This window comes from Prevotella koreensis, assembly GCF_003977605.1.
Taxonomy (GTDB): Bacteria; Bacteroidota; Bacteroidia; order Bacteroidales; family Bacteroidaceae; genus Prevotella; species Prevotella koreensis.
In genome coordinates this window covers 255,262-278,744 of record NZ_RYYU01000001.1, presented here as the reverse complement: position 1 = coordinate 278,744, position 23,483 = coordinate 255,262, and the positions used below count along the sequence as shown (strand labels likewise).

13 protein-coding genes are annotated in these 23,483 nt (G+C 44.3%); 5 read left to right on the top strand and 8 right to left on the bottom strand.

Going from position 1 to position 23,483, the window contains the following annotated elements; translation table 11 throughout:
* Positions 1–23 precede the first annotated feature (23 nt).
* Positions 24–932 carry a carbon-nitrogen hydrolase gene (locus EHV08_RS01120; RefSeq protein WP_126677601.1) on the top strand — a complete coding sequence of 303 codons (909 nt, stop codon included), beginning with the start codon at positions 24–26 and terminating at the stop codon, positions 930–932.
* 149 nt (positions 933–1,081) lie between these two features.
* On the opposite strand, the gene EHV08_RS01115 is transcribed toward EHV08_RS01120, so the two are convergent.
* The 4 genes from EHV08_RS01115 to EHV08_RS01100 form a co-directional block, all read right to left on the bottom strand.
* Positions 1,082–2,470, bottom strand: a complete 1,389-nt coding sequence (locus tag EHV08_RS01115) for an MFS transporter (RefSeq protein ID WP_126677600.1) — start codon at positions 2,468–2,470, stop codon at positions 1,082–1,084.
* Positions 2,471–2,527: 57 nt separating this feature from the next.
* Positions 2,528–6,220: a DUF4922 domain-containing protein gene (locus tag EHV08_RS01110; RefSeq protein ID WP_126677599.1), complete on the bottom strand. Its 3,693-nt coding sequence runs from the start codon at positions 6,218–6,220 to the stop codon at positions 2,528–2,530.
* A gap of 538 nt (positions 6,221–6,758) precedes the next feature.
* Positions 6,759–7,220, bottom strand: a complete 462-nt coding sequence (ndk, locus tag EHV08_RS01105) for a nucleoside-diphosphate kinase (protein WP_126677598.1) — start codon at positions 7,218–7,220, stop codon at positions 6,759–6,761.
* Positions 7,221–7,379: 159 nt separating this feature from the next.
* A complete protein-coding gene (locus EHV08_RS01100; RefSeq protein ID WP_238988077.1) occupies positions 7,380–8,996 on the bottom strand; it encodes a phosphoethanolamine transferase in 1,617 nt (538 codons plus the stop codon).
* A 452-nt stretch (positions 8,997–9,448) separates the two neighbouring features.
* Between EHV08_RS01100 and EHV08_RS01095 the strand changes: the two genes are divergently transcribed.
* Genes EHV08_RS01095 through secG form a run of 4 tightly spaced genes read left to right on the top strand, consistent with a single transcriptional unit; the run spans position 9,449 to position 12,422 of the window.
* A complete protein-coding gene (locus EHV08_RS01095; protein ID WP_126677596.1) occupies positions 9,449–10,663 on the top strand; it encodes a sigma-54 interaction domain-containing protein in 1,215 nt (404 codons plus the stop codon).
* 29 nt (positions 10,664–10,692) lie between these two features.
* Complete coding sequence (lptE, locus tag EHV08_RS01090) at positions 10,693–11,235, top strand: LPS assembly lipoprotein LptE (RefSeq protein ID WP_126679379.1); 543 nt, start codon at positions 10,693–10,695, stop codon at positions 11,233–11,235.
* Between the two features lie 21 nt (positions 11,236–11,256).
* Positions 11,257–12,027: a tetratricopeptide repeat protein gene (locus EHV08_RS01085; RefSeq protein WP_126677595.1), complete on the top strand. Its 771-nt coding sequence runs from the start codon at positions 11,257–11,259 to the stop codon at positions 12,025–12,027.
* Positions 12,028–12,035: 8 nt separating this feature from the next.
* Entirely contained in the window at positions 12,036–12,422 is a 387-nt protein-coding gene (secG, locus tag EHV08_RS01080) for a preprotein translocase subunit SecG (protein ID WP_126679378.1), read from the top strand.
* Between the two features lie 254 nt (positions 12,423–12,676).
* Here secG and EHV08_RS01075 read toward each other — a convergent pair whose 3' ends face one another.
* From EHV08_RS01075 to tsaA, 4 genes are all read right to left on the bottom strand, one after another.
* Positions 12,677–15,793 (bottom strand): chitobiase/beta-hexosaminidase C-terminal domain-containing protein, encoded by a 3,117-nt coding sequence (locus EHV08_RS01075; RefSeq protein WP_126677594.1) that lies wholly within the window; start codon positions 15,791–15,793, stop codon positions 12,677–12,679.
* A gap of 316 nt (positions 15,794–16,109) precedes the next feature.
* Entirely contained in the window at positions 16,110–18,689 is a 2,580-nt protein-coding gene (locus EHV08_RS01070) for a C10 family peptidase (RefSeq protein WP_126677593.1), read from the bottom strand.
* Positions 18,690–19,113: 424 nt separating this feature from the next.
* Positions 19,114–22,314: a choice-of-anchor J domain-containing protein gene (locus EHV08_RS01065; RefSeq protein ID WP_126677592.1), complete on the bottom strand. Its 3,201-nt coding sequence runs from the start codon at positions 22,312–22,314 to the stop codon at positions 19,114–19,116.
* Positions 22,315–22,797: 483 nt separating this feature from the next.
* Positions 22,798–23,454, bottom strand: a complete 657-nt coding sequence (gene tsaA, locus EHV08_RS01060; protein WP_126677591.1) for a tRNA (N6-threonylcarbamoyladenosine(37)-N6)-methyltransferase TrmO — start codon at positions 23,452–23,454, stop codon at positions 22,798–22,800.
* Positions 23,455–23,483: the final 29 nt, after the last annotated feature.

The window sequence follows — 23,483 nt, the reverse complement described above, 5'->3', positions numbered from 1 at the left end:
AGTAAAAACAAATAACGAAAGATATGAAAGAACTGAAAATAGGAATGCTGCAACAACATAACACGGCAGACATACAACATAATATAAAGAGACTGGCCGAAGGAATAGAAGACCTTGCCAAACGTGGAGCACAACTCATTGTGTTACAAGAACTTCACAACTCACTATATTTCTGCCAAACCGAAGACGTGCGAAAATTCGACCTTGCAGAACCTATACCAGGATTATCAACACAATTTTATGGTGATTTGGCACGGCAATTAGGGGTGGTGATAGTGACATCTCTGTTCGAGAAACGCGCCGCAGGACTTTACCATAACACTGCAGTGGTGATAGAAAAAAACGGAACTATTGCCGGGAAATACCGTAAGATGCATATTCCGGACGACCCTGCATATTACGAAAAATTCTACTTCACACCCGGTGACATTGGCTTCCGCCCCATTGATACGAGTGTCGGAAGGCTCGGAGTATTGGTATGCTGGGATCAATGGTATCCTGAAGCAGCACGCCTTATGGCACTGCAAGGTGCTGAAATACTGATATATCCGACAGCAATAGGATACGATGCCAACGACCATGAAGCGGAACAGCAACGACAAAGAGAGGCTTGGACTACGGTGATGCGTGGACATGCTGTTGCAAACGGACTGCCTGTCGTTGCCGTGAACCGCGTCGGATTTGAGCCGACGGACCCGCTCTGCGACACCACTGACAACAATGCAGAAATACAAGGAATACAATTCTGGGGCTCATCATTCGTTGCAGGCTCGCAAGGAGAATTACTTCACCGCGCCTCTGAGAAAGAAGAAGAATCGTTTATCGTCAACATTGACCTTGAACGCAGCGAAAATGTGCGCCGCTGGTGGCCATTCCTGCGCGACCGCCGCATTGATGAATACAAAGATATTACACGGAGATTTATTGATTAACGATTAATGTTGAGCGATGAAAGTTGAGCGTTGAGCGAAATAAGTCATGTTTATTGTAACCAAATTCGCTCAACGCTCCGCTCGGCTCCGTCAAGAGACGCTTTCGAAACATTGCAAAGAAAGAACTTTCATCGCTCAACAAAACACCCTCAGCGTTTCTTCCCAAACTCAGGGTCTATCTTAACAAACGCAGATACGACAAAGGTAATGAGGCATAGTCCCATTATGATAATGAAGAACGTATTGTAACCTACGGCATCCTTTATATAACCCGAAACCATGCCAGGAAGCATCAGTCCGAGATAAGTTATTCCGGTGCAAATGGCATAGTGAGAGGTTTTGAACTCGCCCTTACAGTAGTAAAGCATATAGAGAGTAAGTGCTGTGAAGCCGAGACCATAACCAAACTGCTCCACGAAAAGACAACTGCTTACGACAATAAGGTTTGAAGGCATCGCATAACTCATCCACACATAAACAATATCGGGCAGCGTTATGGCGCACACCATAGGCCAAAACCATTTCTTCAATCCGTCCCTACCGGCAAGCATTCCACCGATTATACCTCCCAGAATAAGACCTATCAGTCCGACAGTGCCGTTTGCAAGGCCATAATCCACAGGCGTAAGTCCCAATCCTCCTTCAGAGTTTGGTCGCAACAAGAACGTTTCCGTCATTTTGGCAAGCATTGCTTCGGGGAGTCGGTAGAGCAGAAAGAAAAGCATTGCGAACACTACCTGTCGCGGAGGTAACTTGTTAAAGAACGTCACAAACATCTTCATTATTCCCTCAAACACCTCGCGTGGCGATGTCTTGCCGGGCTTATCTTCCGCCGGACGTGGCATTATGAAGTTGTGATATAGCCAAAAAGCAATGAAAAGTCCTGCCAATCCATAGAAAATAAGACTCCAAGCGAATGCTTTCTGATCGCGAAACGACAACTGAAGCACACCGGCTACTGGTACGAGAACTCCCTTTCCGAATATTACCGCCAAGCGATAGAACGTGTTGCGGATACCTACATACCACGCTTGGTCGTGGTCGTCGAGTTCGAGCATATAGTATCCATCGGCCGCAATGTCGTGCGTTGCGCTACTGAAAGCCATTAGGAAGAAAAAGAACATTGTGCCTTGAAACCAAAACGAGGCATTCAGAGTGAAGGCAACTCCGGCTAGCGATGATCCAAGCAGTATCTGCATCGTTATCACCCACCACCGTTTTGTCTTGTAAAGATCTACAAACGGACTCCAAAACGGCTTGATTACCCAAGGCAATCCGAGCCAACTCGTATATAAACCTATCTCACTGTCGCTCATTCCTAACTGCATATACATAACCACAGCAACCGACATCACAATAACATTCGGTAACCCTTCGGCAATATATAATGTGGGAACCCATGCCCAAGGGGAACGATGGGTTGAGTGTTGAGTGTTGAGTGTTGAGTGTTGAACGTTGAGTGATGAGCGTTGAGCGTTGAGTGATGAACGAGAGTTGTTCACTTCAGGGGTTTTTCCTGTTCTTTTATTATTCTTCATTTTCTTACTATTCTTTTTTATTAAACGATGCTTGTAAGATCATTCCTCACCAGTAATTTAACGATAAATTCTCTTGATTTCCGCATCCTTATAATAATGCAATAGGATTTCCTCATAGTTGTAGCCACACTCACCCATCACTGCGGCACCGATTTGGCACAATCCTACACCATGCCCCCATCCTTTTCCACGCAAGATAAATATCTCACCGCGTTTCTCCACATCAAAATTAGAACTCATAAGGTGCGTTTCGCTCAGTGCCCGACGTATCTCCAATTCCTTACCGATGATGAACGAACCATTGCTACCAACTATTTTCAGTCGCCATATTCGCCCACTCTTTCCGCGTGATAGTGGTTGCAGGTCGATGATTGTGCCAAGACTCACTTTCAATTTTTTCTCTATTATGGCACGCAACTTCTCTTCCGTGTACTCCACCGTCCACTCATAAAAGTCGGTTGTCTCACGGTCGTAGTCGTTAAGCACCTGAGCCAATATCCCTTTATCTTGTGTATTGCAGAACGGAGTGCCACCCTCTTCTATCGCATCAGGCACCGAACGGAGGTAAGGTTTGGGAGTATCTTCCCAACAATACTGAAACTCTTCGGTCACTCCTCCGCAGCATTTCGAAAATCTGGCATCGCATATCTCGTCATGATAGGTAAGAATCTGTCCTCGTGTTGCCCGCAATGCTTCTACGACATTAGGTCGTGAGGCATTCGTAATACCCTGATAACGTTGACAATGGTCATCGGCACAGACATCGAAAATGGTGTGATCCTCGCGGTCATACCAACGTATCAGTTCGTCATCTTTCTTCACAAACGAGAAGAACGCGCCCTTATCCTCGCCCTTATCGGCACGCTTCGCCATCTGTGCGAGCAACCACGAGCGCGAGATAACGGCATGAGCCTTAAGCAATTCTATTGATGCCGAAGCACTCATTTCGCTTGAAATGACGCTTGACAGATAGTTCTCGACCGGCAATTCGTTAATGGCGCATATCTTGTCTGCCTCCACCACGAGCCTCAACGAGCCGAGGAAAGTCTGTTTCTGCTTACGTTCCCAATGGAAACTGCGCCCTATGGTGACATCGTCTATCGAGAATGACGCACCCTGTGCGTGCGGTTTGAACACCAACTCACGATATTGTTCGCCGTTCCAGAGTATTCCGCCCTCACAGAACTCCACCTCCTGTTTTCCTTCAAGGGTCTCTCCTTTTGCCGTGTAGGCTCCGTTCAGCGAGAAAACAATCCTTTCCGTGCTGATGATACCCACCTGCACCAGCGGTTCTTTCTTCGATTTCGTCTCCTGTTGTGCCGTTGCATGTTCTGCTTTCATCGCCTCTACCATAACCGTAAAGGCCTCATTGTCTATCGCCACCTCCTTAATTATACTTTCTGCCAGTTCCGGAGTGATGCGTTCGAAGTCGTCCTTACGCGGCGTAATAATCAGCCCGGCCATATCGAGAGCGCCCGGACTCACCATCATACGGGATTCACCTTCAGCCCTATAACAATCAGGACGATGCTTTCGTCGCGGAAATACCACGGTGAGATAGTCGTAACCGGTGCGCCAGCACACGATGTTCATCATCGGCTCAGTGTCTCCTTTCTCGACCGTCATCACCTTATATAGTTTTCTGAACAACCTCTCGTCATTCTCCAATGTCCTACTTCTTATCAGCAATGCAGGCACCGGATAGTCGCCAATGCTCCATATACCTTCTTCTCCGTTAATCGTTATCACCGGAGACAATGTGCGCGAGAGTCTTTGCCACTCTGCCTGTAGTGGTACAATGCCACTCGTACCGGCTTGGAAGTGCAGGTGGTCGGGAGCCGAAGCACCACATCGCGGTCCGTTGTAGAAAACGGTAAGGTCAGGGTATCGCTCCAATATCCTGTGCACTTCGCCATAATTGCCCACTATAACCTGTGGTTGATGACGGCGTGCCGGTATGGTGAAATGGTGTGGAAGTATCGGGAAAGGATTCAGCAGCAGTTCAAAACGCGAGTCGAAATCTTTTGTCATCTGCTCTGCCGGGCGATTCTTGGCACATAGGAAACATTCTCTTTCCTTTATCTCCTTACTGTCTATGTTAGCACCCGTAGAGACCATTCTTGCGGGATTAAATTGTGCACGCATCGTCAGTCTGTGTGTTACAAGGTCGCGAGTCTTCACCAACTGCAAATCCTTATATCTGTGGCGTGCGTCTGCCCACGTGTCAAGTTGTCTCAACAAGAAACGGCTCAGAGAACCATCGCGTTTCGCCTCGGCTCCGCGAGTATTCAGATATTGACGTGCTTTCAGTTCTATGGTGCGCAGTCGATCTTTATATAGGTTGTTAGCGTTTATCTTTTCGACAGTCAGTGCGGCATCGCTGTTTCCTCCCCAACGGCGACACAGATACAGTTCCGTGAATATTCTGCCAATACGATACACTCGACTGAAAGCCAGTCCCATGGCATAGTCCTCACCATAACTTGTATTGGGCAGTTTTACCTGACGCAGGAACGGAGTGAAGAAAGCACGCGGTGCCCCAAGACCGTTTATGCGCAGGGCATTGTTCGGCCCATTCTCATCAGTCCATTCCGCATGACTTATCAGCCCCGGCGGCAGTGTGTTCAAGTCAAAGTCACACATTCTGTAACTTCCCACAATCATTGCCGCACCCTGTCGGCGGAACGCATCCACCATCTGTTGCAGCGTATCGGTAGAAGAATATAGGTCATCGCTGTCGAGTTGTACGGAAAATCGTCCGCAGCGAGAGTCGTTAACAGCAACGTTCCAGCATCCTCCTATGCCCAAATCCGTGCGTTCCGGCACTATGTGTATAAGTCGCTTGTCTGTATATGCCGCAAGTAAAGACGTAGTATTGTCTGTTGAGTGGTTGTCCACAACAATGACATTGAACTTGAAATTTGCTTTCTGTGCAAGTGCGCTGTCCACCGCATCGCATATCGTTTTCTCACGGTTGCGCACCGGGATTATCACCGAGGCCTCCACCTCGAATGGTTGTTCGTTGAAGTCGGGCACGCTATATGCCGCAGTGTCTACGAATGCTCCTACGGCTTCGAGATGCCTGGTCACGGCACGTTCCATCTCTATCTGCACCTCCCTGTTGGCCGGATTAACGTAGTCGAACTGCTTCACACCGCTCGCCCGTAGGTCTTCCTCATTCTCGGTGTATAGCGGTTCGTCCAGATGAAACAGTTCTCCGTGTCGGCTCAGATAAAGTCGAAGTTCGTAGAAACCGGCATATCGGTATTCTGAGTCGGCATGATGGGTCACGAAAGAGCGCAGTAGCGGTGTGCTGAGAAGCACAACCGACCCGAAGTCGAAGTCATCACGCAGACTGCCCGGCTGATAGTCTATCACTGGGTGCAGCATCTGCTTTCCGCCTTCCACCTGATAGCGGTCGGAATAAACCATCGCCGCCCCGGTATCTCGTGCCACTTTCTCCATTCTTTGCAGCGCATAGAGGCCGAAATGCACCGGCGACGATTTCATCACCAGCAGTAAATAACCGGACTCGGCACGCTCACCAATCTTTCGTATGGTAGCGGCCGACAGCATACTGTCTATCTTTATTGTTTCGCAGCCTTCGGGCACTTCCGCCTCGCAGTCACCCTCTTCTGCAATCATCAGAAAAATCCTATTAACTATATTGCTGCCCCGCAGGTCACTTATAGTCCCTGCCAACGCCCCGATGTCACGGCACGGTAGAAAGCAGTCTATCTTTTGTATCATTTATAAATGTATTAATCAGATTTAAAGCATCAGTAAAGCCATCAACGCCTCTTCACGAATTTCATCACACTTTCGCAGCCGACTAATAGTATAATGTTATTTCCCGCACGCTATAGCCTATTTATAACGGCAAAGATACACATTATAATATTATTCACAAAATATAGCATATCCTTTTTGAAATTTATTTCCCCTTTTTCGTTTCAGGTCATGAAAAACAGCAAGACATAAAGACATAGGTTTTAGACAGAAAGACATAAAGGGACATAAAGACATAAGCATTTTTTGACATAAAGACAAAAAGAAGAAAAAATCAGACGTAAATCATAACAAATTCTTTATGTGTTTTTGCCCTTTTATGTCTTTATGTCCCTTTATGTCTTTCTGTCTAAAACCTTATGTCTTTCTGTCTAAAAAAGTTTATGTCTTTATGTCCTCCCAATAAAGGAGAGGTGTAAAAAAAAGCGGGACATCCCAATACCACAGTTTCGGTATCGAAATGTCTCCGCTATTCTTTTTGTCTCTTCACAAACAGAGTTTAGCACTCATCTGCTCCATAGATATATTCGCGCGCACCAGAGGTGTATTCGAATATCTCTTCAGGACGGAAGAAACGCTTCAACTCTATTGCAGCGTTCTCTGGTGAGTCTGAAGCATGAACGATATTCTGCTGATTGCTAACCGAATAGTCGCCACGAATTGTGCCGGGTGCTGCTGCACGACCATTGGTGGCACCTGTCATGGTGCGCACAACCTGAACAGCATCAATACCCTCAAGAGCCAGTGCCACAACAGGAGAAACCTGCATAGATGCAGCCAGAGTCGGGAAGAAAGGCTTGTCGGCCAAGTGTGAATAGTGCTCACGCAGTATTGCATCGTCGAGTTGCATCATCTTCAAGCCTGCAATACGCAGTCCGCGACGTTCGAAACGGTTAAGAATCTCACCAATGAGTTGACGCTGAACGCAACTTGGTTTCAAAAGTACAAGAGTTTTTTCCATTGTATAATTTGTTGTTATTAATAAATAAAAGTATCCCTACGCAATCAGGTTACATCCAACCTGCAAGTTTGCGCCACATTCTTTTTCACGTGCAAAGGTAATACTTTTCACGGAATTAACACACTATTTGCAGGCATAAATACGCGGTGTAACAAGAAATCAGTTTGACAAACGTTTCTCTTTGCGTTGATATATCTTATCTCCACAATAACGCACGCGCTTGGTATCGTATTTGTCGTTTATCAGACTTAGTCTTTCGTTAAACTCTTTTGTTCGAATTTGTATCAAATCCAATAGCGTGTGTATCATGTCATCTGTCATAAAAGGACGGTCTTTACTACGACGTATGCGAGCCACAAGTTCCGGATATGCTGCCTGAAATTTATTAGAAACCCATATCATCATAGGGATTTCCACCATGTGTACGTTAGGATTTAATTCGTAGTGTCCCGGTGCTTTTAGATTTATCTCCATTACATCTTCGCCGTGGTCGGGTGTGAATATGACGATGGCATTTTTGTTTTCGAATCTGTTTATTATTTCATTTATCACGCTATCGTTGTATAACACGGCATTGTCGTAGTCGGCTTTCTCGGATTTTACCATGTCATTGCTGCCAAATTCCATGGCAGTAGTAAATTTTCTGCGCGACTCCGGGTATCGCGCACTATACAACTGATGTGCTCCAATCATGTGGAGCAGAACAAAATTCTTCTTGTGGGACTTTATCAAAGTGCTGTCTAAATAAGGAAGCATGGTCTCATCGTGCGGTTCGGAAAGAGTATAACTGTTCATTTGTCGGTACATAGTATAGGCATTTTCGTTGCATCTTTTTGCATAGAAATGAGCAGTATTGGCATGTTTGCCGGAATATTCCTGATTGGATATCCATGTGGTGTGATAACCGGCAGCCCTTAGGATGGTAAACAAATCTGTATTCTCATACCATTCTCCTTTCATCCCCCTACGGTAGAATGTAAACATTTTGGCAAGGGATTTCCGTGTTACAGGTTCCGAACTTATAACATCAGTAAACTTGATTAAATTGCCCTGCTTCTCTTTCGCATCGAGAAGGGGTGTAGTGTCAAGATGATAGCCATATAATCCAAGATGATGACGCGAAAAGGACTCTCCAAGTATATAAACCACATAGGGTATAGAACTCTCGTTTTTCAATATATTGGGCTTGGCTGTTTTGTTTTCCATCTTGCTTATGGCATTCTGGCTACTAATGGCTTTTATCAAGAAGAGCGTTTTGCCTAAAACAGAGCATGCCTCATACCTTACATGCCTGTATGTGGTCATATCTCTGTTCATTTTCTCGCTCACGATTTTAACTAATGCCATTATTGTTCCGAACATTATAAACAAACTTATGCCAGTTATCACACCACGTATATTTCTTAAATTTCCGGCATAGCGCATTATGGCAAATAACACAAGGAGCGACACCACAAATACTACATATAACCAGATATTCATCATATAGGCTTTTATATATCCTAATGCCTCGGCGGGGTTTGTTTCGAGAACTATTTCGATAACAGACTGATCCGGAACACCGTTATATATCATGGAAAAATACGCATCTAAATAGAATGACAGTACCGAGAGAACTATTATAAAGATCTTAACCGAAAGACGAACTCGTTTCCACGGTATGGCAGAAAACAATAATGCCACAAGAGTATTGACAGCAAATATATAAGAAAAGAGTTCGAACTTATTCCAAACATTTTCATAGGTAATCAATACAGGCAAATTGCAGCACACCATCACAATTATAAATGTGATGTTATTTGACACAAATTGCTTTATCGCCTCGAATGTTTTATTAAAAAAAATAGGAAATTTCATAAATTTATTCCAAAGTCTATTATTATGCATTAGCAGTTATATTACGTTTGCTTTCATGTTTTCGCGGTGTCGAACATTTATTCGTCAAAGACATTATAGCAGTAAATATTTTAAAATTGCGTGCAAAGTTACAAATATATTTTTAATATTTCAAAACTTTTGGCATGAATATTATAACATTACCATTTCAGACGCGAGTTCGAAATAAGAGCTCTCAAAAAAAGGTTTTATCCAGAACTCGCATAATATTGGGGCTTTAATTTTGCACTTGTTTCCGGAATCCGCCACAGTATGCTTTTCGTTAAATAAAGCAAGTTTTCTGCCATAAATGCAGGTGGATTGGAATTTTTTATGTAATTTTGTCACCTCAAATGAATACTTCTGAACTTCAGAACATTAAACAAAGGTATAGCATCGTGGGGAACTGCGATGCCTTGAACCATGCACTTGATGTTGCTTTGCAGGTAGCACCGACTGACCTCAGTGTGCTTATCGTGGGCGAAAGTGGTGTCGGCAAGGAAATAATACCGAGACTGATACATGACATGTCGCCACGAAAGCGGGAAAAGTATTTCGCCATAAACTGTGGTTCGATACCCGAAGGAACTATCGACTCCGAACTTTTCGGACACGAGAAAGGCTCGTTCACCGGTGCTATCGGCGAGAGCGAAGGATATTTCGGGATAGCCAACAAGGGCACACTGTTCCTCGATGAGGTTGGCGAATTGCCAATCGCAACGCAGGCAAGACTGTTGCGTGTGCTCGAAACAGGCGAATATCTGCGCGTGGGAGGACAAAAGGTGATGAAGACCGACGTGCGAATAGTGGCCGCAACGAACGTGAACATGCAGAAAGCCATAAGCGAGGGCAGGTTTCGTGAAGACCTTTATTATCGTCTGAACACTATTCCGATACAGATGCCGCCACTACGCGACAGAGGCGGAGACATTCTGTTGCTGTTCCGACTGTTCGCGATGCAAATGGCAGAGAAATACAGACTGCCAAAGATAACACTCACGGAAGAGGCACAGCAGGTAATGCTGAAATACAAATGGCCGGGCAACGTGAGGCAACTGAAGAACATTACCGAACAGATGTCGATACTGAGCAGAAAGCGGGAGATAGGAGTGCAAGACCTGTATAAATTCATTCCGCAAGATAAAGAGAGCACACAACTTGCAAAGATAGACAAAGGTGGAAGTACGTCATACGAGAACGAGCGCGAGATTCTATATAAAATACTGTATGAACTGCGCGGAAACGTGTCTGACCTAAGGCGGGACATGAACATTCTGCGCAAACAACTCGATGCAACAAAGCATACTCAGACAATACCTGACAAGACCCAAGTGCCTGCAATATTCAGTCCGTCAGAACAGATTCAGATACCTCAGACACCAAGCGTTCAAGATGCTGTGGCAGAAGAGATAAAAGAACCGGAAACACTGAACCTAAGCGACATAGGGCGGCAAATGGTAGAGAGGGCACTCGAAAGAAACGGTGGAAACCGCAAAAAAGCAGCAGCAGAACTCGGAATATCAGACCGCACGCTATACAGAAGAATAAGAGAGTACGGACTGGAATAGTATCGGAAGAGAAAGATATGGCAACATTCATGCAAAATATTTTTAGGAAGACTACCGTAAAAGGGGTGCACCGCATTGGCGTTGTCACTGTCATTGCAGTAGTATTGCTGTCGGCTTGCCATGTGTCGTTTTCGTTAAACGGCGCAAGCATTGACTATACGAAGGTGAAGACAATACAGATTACCGACTTCCCGATACGCTCAAGTTATGTATGGGGACCGATGTCGAGTATTTTCAACAACCAACTGAAAGACAGGTATGCAAACAACACCCGACTGATACAGGTGAAACGTAACGGCGACCTCAAAATAGAAGGTGAAATAATAAGTTACACTCAGCGTAACAAATCGGTATCGTCGGAGGGTTACTCATCGCAAACCGAACTCGCCCTGACCGTCAACGTGAGATTCGTAAACACCACCAATCATCAGGAAGACTTTGAAAGGCAGTTCACAGCGACATCAACATACGAGACAACACAGAGCCTCAGTTCGGTTCAGGAAGAACTCGTGACACAGATGTGCAAAGAACTCACAGACCAAATATTCAACGCCACAGTGGCACAATGGTAACACCATAAGAATGAACACGATATGGATATACTGCAACTGATAAAACACCCGGAACTGATAGACAAGGAGACGCTCTATGACCTGCGCTCCCTGTTGGCCTTATATCCATACTACCAAACGGCACGACTGTTGATGCTGCAGAATCTTTACCTGCTGCACGACCCGACATTCGACGAGGAACTGCGCCGCGCTGCAATCTACATAACCGACCGCAGGGTAATTTTCAACCTCGTGGAAGCCGCACACTACAGACTGTGCAATGAGAAAAACGACAACAAGACGAACTGTGACGAAAGCATAAAACAGAACGATGGTGACAGGACATTGTCACTGATAGACAAGTTTCTCGACTCCCTGCCAAAAGAAAACGACAATGACGAAGAGCAGAAACGCAAACCCACACCGGTGGAAGCGGCCGTGGACTATGCGGCATATCTGCTCGAAACGGAGAGTGAAGAGGAGCGACAGGCGGCACAAGAGACTCCGCAGATGAAGGGACAGGAACTCATAGACGAGTTCATCGACAACAACAACGGCAAGATAGAACTGCAAGAAATTCCCGAATACATAATACCGGAAGATGACGAAGGCGAAAATGCAGAAAAAGAGTCGGACGAGAGTTATTTCACAGAGACATTGGCCCGTATTTACATAAAACAAGGACAATATTCGAAGGCTTTGGAAATTATTAAGCGTTTAAATTTGAATTTTCCAAAAAAAAATGCTTACTTTGCAGACCAAATCCGATTCTTGGAGAAATTGATAATAAACAATAAATATAAAAAACAATAAAAAAGATGATTTACACATTATTCTTAGTGCTAATTATCCTGGCCGCAGTGCTTATGATCGGCATTGTACTCATACAGGAATCTAAGGGCGGAGGACTTTCCTCTAACTTCTCTTCATCGAACGCGATTATGGGTGTTCGCAAGACTACCGACTTCGTAGAGAAAGCAACATGGGGGTTGGCTATCAGCATGGTGTTGTTCAGCATCGTGTGCGCATGGACCGCTCCTACAGCTATCGGCGAACAGAGCGTTCTTGAGAACACACAGACACAGGCTCCGCAGGCAAATCCTAACAACGTTCAGGGCTTCGGCGCAAGCGAGCAACAGACTGCTCCGGCCGCTCAAGGCGCACAGAACGATGCTGCCAAGCAAGAGACTGTACCGGAAAAGAAATAACAGACAAGTTTCAATATTGAAATATATAGTAGGGACGGAGACCTCTTATTTCCGTCCCATTTGTTTGTTTGTATTAACGCAAATAACCTCAGCCGCCCCATTGCATGGTGAGAACTCTTGCTCGTAAAAGAGGGTGATGAGAGACGATGAAAACAGAAAAGGCAAGTTGGAAGAACATTTTCCCAACTTGCCTTTTTGTCATTCACCCATACGCACGCTACGTGCGTATGGAGAATATTGTGTTGTGGGAATTGTTATTTCACCACAATTTTCTTTCCATTAACTATATATATGCCGCCCTTGACCGGTGTACTAACACGCAGACCTTGCAGATTATACACCTGCTCATAAGCGAACGGAACATCGACAGAGGCTTCGTTTATACCAACAGTAGCATCAATTACGAAATCGCAAATCACGGCTTCGCTGCTTGTGGAGTTATAACCTTTCGCAACAACGATGAGTTTGCAACTCTTGTCAATGGTAATCTTGGTAGAATTAACCGAATAGTCAAACTCCGGAGAATCTGGCCATACAGTGCGTTTGCTTGAATCGTCCTCCATTTCTTCCTGCGTAGCGGCAGTAGTGGAATACCACAGTGTCATGGCACGTGTGCCCCAATCGGCAGCCGCCGTAAGCGTTACCTCTACCGGAGAAGCAAAGATGCCACCGGCAGGAGAAACCGTAGGAGTTAGCAATGGAGCCTGAGCATTTACGACTACCACATAGGTTGCTGTGTCAGGTTTATATTCATCGTTGCCTGCAAAGATGGCCGTAATAGTAGATTCACCGGGCTTCATGGTCAAGATGTCGGCATAACTATCCAATACCACTACCGACTCGTCAGAACTTGTATAAGTTATCGGTGCTACATCGTGAGGATTATTAAGATATGCCCCCATATAAGGTTCTGCATCTTTGTATTCAACAATCAAGGTATCTTTCTCAAACGAGAGTTCAGCATCTTTGCGAATTACATACTTGAACTCTGCCACATCACTATATTTCTCTCCCACCTTGGCAACAGCCTTCAGTGTGGTGGTGGCAGATATGATAATGGGTTCGGAATATATCTTTGCCTCGGCAGAAGTCTTCGGACTTGAGCCATCAACAGTGTAAACAATCGTTGCACCCTCCTGTGCTGTCAGTTCCACACTCTTTGTTTCATCGTATGTTCCTGCTGCAACAGAAGTCTGTGGCACTTCGATGTTGCTAACCTCGTTGCGATAATTGACAACTATGCTCTTGAAATAGATTACCACCTGTGTCTCGGAATCCTGATTTACCTCAATCTTTATCTCTCCCTCAACAGGAGTGGTATCAGGAAAGAAAGAATACTGCACCGGTTCACCTGTCAGCGGCACCGATTCGGCTCCATTATATTTATAAGGTGTACCTCCAACAGAAACCTTCAGTGCGGCATTAGAGAGAGCATGGTTCGTTGTTCCCTTGCTGGCAACGACCTTAACTTCTGTTATCTCGCCGGAAATACCATTTGTTACCATCTCAATATGGCTGCATGGATCGGTTGTAGCAACACCGAAAGCCTGTCCCTTCGTTGCCAAGAATACCATTTTCTTTGATCCAACGGTCGTTGCAGTCCAGTTAACACCACTCAATACAGCGGTCAAAGTGTTAGTATCTTGGAAATTAGTACCGAAATTATAAAATCCTTCGCCACCGTCAGCCTTACTCTTGTCCCATACGTGGGTGTAGGTTCCGGTGGTGTATTCGCCGGCTTTCTCAACCGTAAGGACAAGACGGCCGCCCATTTCTGCATACTCGTCATTGCCATTGAAATAGTAATTGATATTCACCTTGCCTGCGGTCAAAGCGTGTATCGTTCCGTCGGCATCTACAGTTGCCACGGCTTCGTTTTCGGTGCTCCACTGAATCGGACTGACATTGTACGGATTATTCAGCGCAACAGGTATTCCTACATATCCTGTCTCAACGGTTGCTGTTTCTTGATTATTCTCAAAAGAGAGTTCCGGATTCTTGCACATAATGAGTTTGCGCTCAACGACATTGCTATATTCATTGTCCTTGAATGCAACGGCCTTTATCAAAACAGATTTCGTTACATGTATCGGTGCGGAATATTCGATGCGCTCCTCTGATGTCTTCGGGTCTTTCGGAGTTTCTGCATCTGCGGCATCGAGAGTGTAGTAAATCTTCGCATCTTCAGTCGCTGTAGTTATTGTGATGTCTTCATCAGCAGTGAGATAGTTTATAGCAGAACCGTTTGCACGCGCAATCACAGGGTCGGTAGGTGCAGTAATCACAGGATTGTCGCCCGACTTTTTAAGATAGTTTATCAACAAACTCTTCATGTATAGAACTCCTTTATCGGCAGATGTCTGAAAAAGTTCTATCTTTACACGTCCTTCTGCCGGCTCTCCCACCGGTGCTTCAAACTTAAATTCCTTTGCCGTAGCAACCATGTCGGCACTCTCCGCACCGTTATACAAATATGTCACACCGCCTACGCTCACCTTTATATGTCCGGCATATTCTGCCTTTGCTAATCGTGCATTTACGGTTATGTCCGTAACTTTTCCCTTTATTTCGTCTGTCCAGAACTCCGCATGCGTGGCAACGTCAGTAGTTCCCCAACCTATGATTTGTCCGCCTGAAGCAGTCATGGCAAACGTTGTAGTGCCCTCGGCCTGTGCAAACCATTTGAGACCATTTAATATGGTAGATAGCGGCATCTCTTCAGTCTTGCCATGTCCGAAATTAAAGAAACCTTCTCCACCATCAGTTTTCTTCTTGTTCCAGATATGGCTCCATGTTGCAGGCGTTGTTTCCGGTTCGGTAGTAGTATCAGTTTCGTACACCACCACAGCAGAGAAGAGATAGAGGGCACCGGCTTTGGCATTCTTTTCCTGTTCAAACACCAGTTCTATCTTACCGGACTTTGCCTCCTGTGGCACAAAAGTGAACGCAGTATTAGACTTTGAGAGTACTACAGTAACGGCATCATCGGCTTTATAGTTCTCTCCATCTACTTTCACGGCAAGTTTTGAATTGCTTCTATCTTTGCATCGTGCTGTAACTGTAACCGACTTTATTTTTCCCGGAATCCCATCTGTAGAGATTACTGCATGTTGAGCAGGTTTCTTGTTAGTGCCAATCTGCTGTCCGTTGGTGACATTATATGACATATAATAACTGTCAGACACCAATTTCCATTCCACTCCGTTAATTACTGCGGTGGCCGTACTTACACTCACGTCATTGTTAATAAACCCCTCTCCCCCATCATTCTTGTTCTTGAAACTCATAGTGTAGGTTTGCTCTTCAGCAAAGCCTGCCGTACTAATCGCAAGGAATAGCAACAGGCATAATGTTCGTAAAGATTTCATCATGGCTATAAAATTGATTAAAATGTATAATTAATTGGTTTGTTTAATATTGAAACACAATTTATGCATGGCTTACAAAGGTAAAACAAAAATCCAACATTAGCAAATGTAGGAATACTTATAACATCCTTTTATTCTATTTTGGACTTAAACGGAGGAGTAATGGGAATAAATTGAACGTGAACTATTCGTAAATGTCTTTGAATCAAAAGTATTTACGTCCCGTTTACGTTTGATTTACCACTATTGGCATTAAGCCTTTGGAACATAAATCGAACGTCAATGGGACGTAAATGAATACGAAATTATAATTGCCGGATTATCTCACAACAATCTTCTTTCCGTCAATGATATAAACTCCTGCGGGAAGTCCTGCAACAGATGTTGCTGCACGACGCACGAGTTGGCCATGAACATTGTAAATGTCACGAGGCTCGTTCTCACTGATTGTTATTACATCGATGCCGGTAGGCTTCTCGGCAACACCGCTGATGATGAGTTTACCGCTGATATACTTGAACTTGTAGTTCTGTGCTTCTCCACCACTGATAGTGAGCACATATTCGCCCTCAGGACTATCGTATGTGGCATTGCTTGTCACGGTAGGCATTGTAGTAATCACACTCTCATCCTCTCCGTTTACAAATCCTTCGAAATGAAGAACAAATTCCGGGTCTTCCTCATATTGCTTACGCGTTGCTTCCTCTACGGTTACAGTTAATTCAGCCCTGGTTATGATAAGATAACCATCCTCGTATGTAACGTCAGGAGCAGTAATCGTTCCGGGCTTTGCATGTATCGGATACCTTCCGACCGGAGACTCCGGTGTGGCATCCGTGTATATTTCCGGCTTACCTGTAACATAGTCGCCCAAGAGTTGATAAGAATAAGAGGTTGGGTTCTGTTCACCATATTTACGTGTGGCGTTGGTTGGCTTGATTGTTGTGCCGTATTCCTTGACATTTACAAATTTCTTCCAGCCTTGTGCCCTGCCATAAAGATCCTTTGTTCCTGCGGGGATAATGAGTTTGCAAAGAGACTCGTTCACACCGTCGAATGCCATTGCTCCTACTGCCGGCACGGTACGACTCTCCGAACGCAATTCTTTTATTGAACTGCAATTGCGCATAGCTTCTCTTCCAAAAGTCTCAACCGTTGCAGGTACAGTTAACTTTGATATTTTAGAACAGCCTGCCATAGCGTATGCATGCACCTTCGTAACAGTGTTAGGTATCACATATTCACCGGCAGCGATGGAGGCAACAGCAATAAGTTCGGTACCGTCATTTGACAATATCTCATTTCCGTTGACTTTATATTCTTGTCCTTCGCTCTCATCGGCAAATGTCAGTTCGCTCAATCTGCTTAGCAATGCAATGGCACCGTCACCGATTTTCTTTATTGTCTTCGGAAGTTTCAGGGTGCGTAGTTTGCTTGCCATGTAGAAAGCCTTGTATGGCAACTCATCGTTTGCAGTGGTATATGCGTTACCGTCTTCAAGCAAATATGGCTCGCCACCTGCAACAATGCGTGCTTCGGACAAGTCGAGAGAGAACATATTACCCTTTGTCTTGTTGCCTTCATTGTCAACACCGGCCATTTCGCGCAACAGTTTCAGGTCGCTACTGTTGATGTTTCCTTTAACTTTCAGTTCTCCCACAAGCAGTCTGTCATCTGCGGCAATCATGCTTCCCATGGTTCCGGCCTGCTCCATAGTGATATCTTTCGTCTGAAGATCTACCGGAACACCTCCTTCGATACCAATCACCATGTCCTGATAATATTTCCATTCGTAAGCATCAACGTCAAGCAATGACACATCATAGTAACCGTCGCCGGAGCCATTCCAACCCCAGTTCACACTTACCTTTCCGGTTTCATCATATCCGTCGAATACGAACTCGTGACCAACCATCTGCCAGCCATAATAAGATACGCCGCCATACATCAAAGGACGACCATTGCTAAGTTCGTTGAAGATAAGATCCATCCAGTCAGCCTCGTTCAGTTTACTTTCGTTGCGATCATAGAATTTTGCTGTGGATATTCCGAAATTGCGTCGCAGCCCGTCAGCGGCTTTGTTGGTATATGTACCAGAACCGCTAAGACCATACTCCATGTCGGAAGCCACACCACAATGATAACTCAGAAGAGCTACGGCCTTTCCTTCAGTCTCGGTGTAATTACCTTCTTTATATTCATCAAGCATGTTTTCATAATCATAGACTGCTTCCTCAAAATTCACAGTGAATGTTTCCATGTGACCGCCCGTCTGCTTAACCTGAACCGAGTGTGTTCCGATACCGGTTTGGGGATACTTGTTATGGGCAAGCACCTGTGCCATTGCCGTTGCAACACATCCCACTACGCAACGTTCGGTGTCGTTGCCGTAGTCATGACCATCACCCGAACCTGTGTTTGTTCCCGGCGGACAGTAGTTGTTATATGGCACGGTCTGTCCCCATTTAGTGGTGCACATCGGTGCTACAGCAGTTTGATATTTAGAAGGATCCGGCGCAACGAGTTTTCTCGGCTGCCCTTTAGCCACGATTATCCTGGCTGCTTCGTCCATTGCTTCGAGCCACCATTTAAGGTTCTCGTTAGTTGTACTCACGTCGAACCTTGTATCACTGTAGCCAAGCACTTCAGGCAAAAGGTCATCGTTGGACACTACTGCATATCCTCCTTCCTTGTATCCCAATACCACTGTTGCCTTTTGGCTTTTCAGTTCAACTACTTCACCCTTACGTGGAGCACGGTGTTGCTTCACGAGGTGGGCATTAATAGCCTGCTTCGCGAGCGACTTCATTTCTGCTTTTGTTCTTGGCTTTGCCGATGCCGTTACGACACACAGTAGCGCAAGTGCTAAAAGCAATGTTGCTTTCTTGATGTTTAACATAGTGACACGTTTCTTTTTTAATATAATTATATGATTTTAAAAGTTATCGTTCTAAACCGAACGTATATGGCATGTTCTAAAAATTCCCCGCAAAAGGAGAGTCAGTCATCAACGAATTCTACTCTTTGTGTCTTTTTGCTTTTATTCGGCATCTTTTCCTTTCTCTTTCAATCGCATAGCCCGCTATGCTCTTTCAAGAAGAAAGAAAAACCTGTTAGACTAAAAGGCAAAAATACTACAAAGGTAATTTTCAGAACCTGCCATATATGATTTATATTTTCTCCCTCAGCTATTTATTTCTGCAAAAATAACAAATGTTTTTCATATTAAGAAACATAAACCGCCGTTTTTTTTCAAAAACAGCGGTTTATTAAGTTTATACCTTCCAAGGTTTAAAAAGTCTTATCATTATCAAAACACTCAATTATCTGATGATAACCTTCTGGTTATTGATGATATAAAGACCATTCAGACCTTCGAGAGTTGTTGCCTGCTTGCGAACAAGTTTACCATCAACTGTGTAGATGTCAACCGGCTTGCCGTCAACAGAGAGTTTGTCGATGCTTGTTGTTTCAAGAACGAATGTTACAGGTTTAGACTCCTGACCGTTAGCATATACGGCTGTTACTCCAAATACATGGCTACCTACGCTCAGGCCACTAACGATTGCAGTAAGTGTGTTACCATCAACATTGGTGTAAAGTTCACCATCAACATAGATGTTGTAACTTGCAATCGAGCCTGCACCTGTAGAGAATTTCACATCGTCAACAAGAAGTCCGAAGATATCTTTAGATGTGTGACGTATTGCGAAGAACGTTGTTCCTGCCGGCAAATTGAAAGTAAACTCGCTCCAGTCTGCATTAGAAATCTGGCCGTCGCCTACCTTTGTGAAAGTAGAAACGTCGGTGCATGTTGCAGCAGTAGTTGAGAGAACTTCGAACTTCTCAAGTCCGTAGTAGCCTTGTGCAGTTTGATCCACTGTAGATATCTGTTTGCTGAAGAAACTGATAGTCTGAGCATTACCCGGAAGTTGCGGAGAAATAAGCCAATGGTCGGCTTCAGGTGTGCTATTCTGATCTGCAGGACAGAATGAAATCATATACTGCTTACCGCTCTTTGGTGTCATCACAGTCCAATTTTCCATAACTGCATCAGGATTGAATACCTGCCATGCTTGATGAGCACCGGAGTTGGGGAAAGAGGCACCTTGGAATCCATATACTTGCATTCCATTTCCATCATAAAGAGTCCAGTCACCAATAGTTCCAATATGAACATCCTTAGTTATTCCACCAATGCTGAACGGAACGAATACGGACTCATCATCAAAGCCTTCTGTCTTTTCTTCTGTTGTACTTGCAGGAGCCTGCCATGTCAGAGTTACACCATTCTGGCCTTCTGTTCCGTTAAGATTGGTTGGAGAAGGTGATGTAGAATGCTTAACAGTAATAACACTCTCAGCCACATTATTCTCGTCCTTGAGATCGCCTTCTACTGTAACCACAGCCTTAAGTGCCACATCGCCAGCCTCATCGAATATAGTTGTCTTATAATCGAAGGTTATCTGCTTCTTATCAAACGATTTCAGACCTTCTGCTACATTCTCTGTCTTTATCAACTTGCCACCTGCATAGAAGTCAACCTTATAGTTGTCACATACTTGCTCACCGCAATTTTCTACAGTAACTGTTATCGTAGCCTTTTCACCGGCCTTAACAGTTTCCGGGTTGCTCATTTCTACACCAAGGTCTTTTGCACGTACATCACGAATCATGATGTTGTCAATAATTACGCTATCATTTTTGTCAGCAAAGTTACTTACAAAGCGTACTTGTGCAAATCTGCCACCCTTGAAATCGTTAAGACTTAGACGTTCCTTCTTATATGCATTTGTCAGAGTAATGTCCTTAATCTTAGTGAACTCTCCGCCATCCTTCGATCCCCAAATAGAAAGATTTGAGTTTGAGTTTTCAGTCATAACATCGAACAGAAGTTGTGGATTTCCGGCAGGATTCAGATTTATCTTACCGGAAGAGAGATGGCCTTCGCCTGCTTGCTCTGCTTTTGGATTCAATCTGAAATTAAGAGCATAACCATCACCGTCAGATGCATTTCTAGAAAGGTAAAGTCCACCATACACGCCATCAGAGAACCATACAGAATTGAATCCCTTATTCTCAAAGTGCTCAATTATAGGAAGTTCCTCTGGTTTTCCTACAAGAATTGGTTCAGAGAATGTAGTGCTCTCATTTACACCGCCTCTGCTTTCTGTACGTATTCCGAAGAACTTGAATGCCTGCTTACCTTCATCGCAATCAAAGTCATATTCGTACGCCTGCTTGTCAGTAACTTGTACAATGGGATTTTCTATGTCATCAATCACAGGGAATGAAATTCCCATGAAAGACGCAATTGCTGCCTTGTAAACAGTGTATTTCACAGTTGTCGGATCAAGGAAGTGTCCTCCAACGCCCTCTTCTACGCGACTCCATGTCAAGTTTATCTTTGTGTGATTATCCACATTCTTGAGCCATTCGCATGGCTTTGGTTTGTCAACTCCTACATATACTGCAACCTCTTCGCTTTTCTTTCCTGCATCTCCATTTGCATCATACGGTATGGCTATGTACTTGAAATCGCCATCATTAGGGAAGGTTTCATCGTTAAACGTGCAAACTGCACCTGGTGCGACATCATTTTTAGACCATACTTCTTTGCCATCACGCAACAATACTAACTTTGAGAGATTTCCGGTAAGATTCACTCCACTGATGTCCTTTGTGGGTGCTGTCATCTTGATCTCTGCTTTCAGGAGTCCTCCATCAGCCGGTGTAACCTCAACTGTTGGTGAATCCGGTGCATTTGCTTCCAAGCCGGCCTCAACGCTAATGTTCTTAACATATATGTTGAACATGTTCTTTTCAGATATCGCATGAATTCCGAAAGAGTAATAACCATCGGACGGTGCCTCAATTTCTTTCTCGAAAACAGCAAATTCTCTTCCTTCGAAACCGGTTTCCGGCATTACTACAGTACCTGCAGCCAATGCTGCGGCCGTAATAGGATTATCTGCCTTGGCCATTTTTACCTCAATTTTCTCAGGGAAATATGATGAAGCCTGTCTTGCTTCAAACTTGAGAATATATCGCTTACCACCCTTCAATTTTATGCCCGGCGTGGCCAGCCAATCGTCTGCATCATTATCCTTGTTGTATTTGTATTTCGCACACGGAGTCTTTCCCTCTTCAAAAGCCCACGTACTACCATCTCCATTAGCATCAAATACTGCAAGATCATCAAAATTTGCTTTCGTAGAAATAGGGTTCAAGTACGGTAATACGTCAACATTTGGAGCAACTTTGAAACCGGATGCGACATTATTAGTGCGAATGTTCTGACTAAATAGTCTTTCATACTCCGACTTTTTAAGTTCTTCAGACTCAACAGCCTTGATAAGCATGTTTTCACTTGGCATTTTGCCAAAAGTTGGTCTTTGAATAGCCATAAGCATGGGTTCTCCAGCCTTGGCTGCCTTTTTGGCAACATAATTCTGAGCCTGAACCGGTAATGACAGCAGCCCCGCCGCCGCGATTACCATTAGAGATGTAAGTTTCTTACTCATAATTCTTTTTTTTAGTGAAACAAAATATTAAATAACAATTTAAGGTGTAAAAATCTCTTTATAACGTTTTGAGATGCATCTTCCGACGTTGGATTCCTCTTACTAAAACTACGTGTATGTTATTCACGAATAGTCTATACAATTTCTAATGTTCGCAAATTTATAAAAAAAAACAATAAGTTCCAAATATTTTGATAATTATTTTCACATTTTATTAAAAAAAATATAGCGATTGGGGCAAAAATAAGCACTGATAGAGAGATAAAGGCTTGTATATTAGACAGAAAAAACACTCTTTGAAGTTTGGCAGGAAAAAATGATTTGAGTGCATAAAGACAAAAAGAAAAAAATATTCACGTAAATTACATTAAAGACTTTATGTCTTTTCACCATTGCTTTTATTTATTTTCGTCCCAAACATTATGCCTTTCAGCCTCCCAAGTATGTTTTTTCAGAAAAACAATGCGCCTTTCTGTCAAAACCTCAGTAGGCTATAAGTTGGTTTCCACTCACCTTGAAGTGTATCTCCATTCCGTCAAACGGCATACCATAAACACGCTCCGGGTCATTCTGCACACGTGGACGAGGGTCAAGTTCCAGCACTCCCACGAGTGCCCGCTGCTGTTCTTCGGTAAGTTTCGCTTGTAGTTCTTCACTGATAACAACCATCAACTTCTCCCATTCCGTATTATCAACAAAACCGGAACGTGCATCTTCCTTGCAGTCACAATATCTTATATATGGCTTTATGTCAAGAATAGGAGTACCGTCCATAAGATCTGCCCCCCTTACAGATATCACAGGACCATGTTTTTCGTCAAATTCCACCTTATTTATATATACGCACGAGAGGCCGATGGGATTCGGGCGGAACGGCGAACGGGTGGCAAACACTCCGAGACGGCGATTTCCTCCAAGACGCGGAGGGCGTACTGTGAGATTTTCATTCTGACGAGGATTGGCAGAGAAAAGCCAAATAATCCACAGATGACTGAAGTCTTCAAGTCCGCGCACAGCATCAATGTTGCGATATTTCGGTTCGAAAACTATTTCTCCGACCAACTCATCAACTAATCCGCTCTGCCGCGGTATGCCGAACTTACTGCCGAAAGGCGAATGGAAATATGCGATAGGTTCCATTTTAAAAAACAATATAACTGAAAATCTGA

Coding starts and splice junctions, on each gene's coding strand:
- EHV08_RS01120 (WP_126677601.1), top strand. CDS start 24: ATGAAAGAACTGAAAATAGGAATGCTGCAACAACATAACACGGCAGAC.
- EHV08_RS01115 (WP_126677600.1), bottom strand. CDS start 2,470: ATGAAGAATAATAAAAGAACAGGAAAAACCCCTGAAGTGAACAACTCT.
- EHV08_RS01110 (WP_126677599.1), bottom strand. CDS start 6,220: ATGATACAAAAGATAGACTGCTTTCTACCGTGCCGTGACATCGGGGCG.
- ndk (WP_126677598.1), bottom strand. CDS start 7,220: ATGGAAAAAACTCTTGTACTTTTGAAACCAAGTTGCGTTCAGCGTCAA.
- EHV08_RS01100 (WP_238988077.1), bottom strand. CDS start 8,996: ATGGTGTGCTGCAATTTGCCTGTATTGATTACCTATGAAAATGTTTGG.
- EHV08_RS01095 (WP_126677596.1), top strand. CDS start 9,449: ATGAATACTTCTGAACTTCAGAACATTAAACAAAGGTATAGCATCGTG.
- lptE (WP_126679379.1), top strand. CDS start 10,693: ATGCAAAATATTTTTAGGAAGACTACCGTAAAAGGGGTGCACCGCATT.
- EHV08_RS01085 (WP_126677595.1), top strand. CDS start 11,257: ATGGATATACTGCAACTGATAAAACACCCGGAACTGATAGACAAGGAG.
- EHV08_RS01075 (WP_126677594.1), bottom strand. CDS start 15,793: ATGATGAAATCTTTACGAACATTATGCCTGTTGCTATTCCTTGCGATT.
- EHV08_RS01070 (WP_126677593.1), bottom strand. CDS start 18,689: ATGTTAAACATCAAGAAAGCAACATTGCTTTTAGCACTTGCGCTACTG.
- EHV08_RS01065 (WP_126677592.1), bottom strand. CDS start 22,314: ATGAGTAAGAAACTTACATCTCTAATGGTAATCGCGGCGGCGGGGCTG.
- tsaA (WP_126677591.1), bottom strand. CDS start 23,454: ATGGAACCTATCGCATATTTCCATTCGCCTTTCGGCAGTAAGTTCGGC.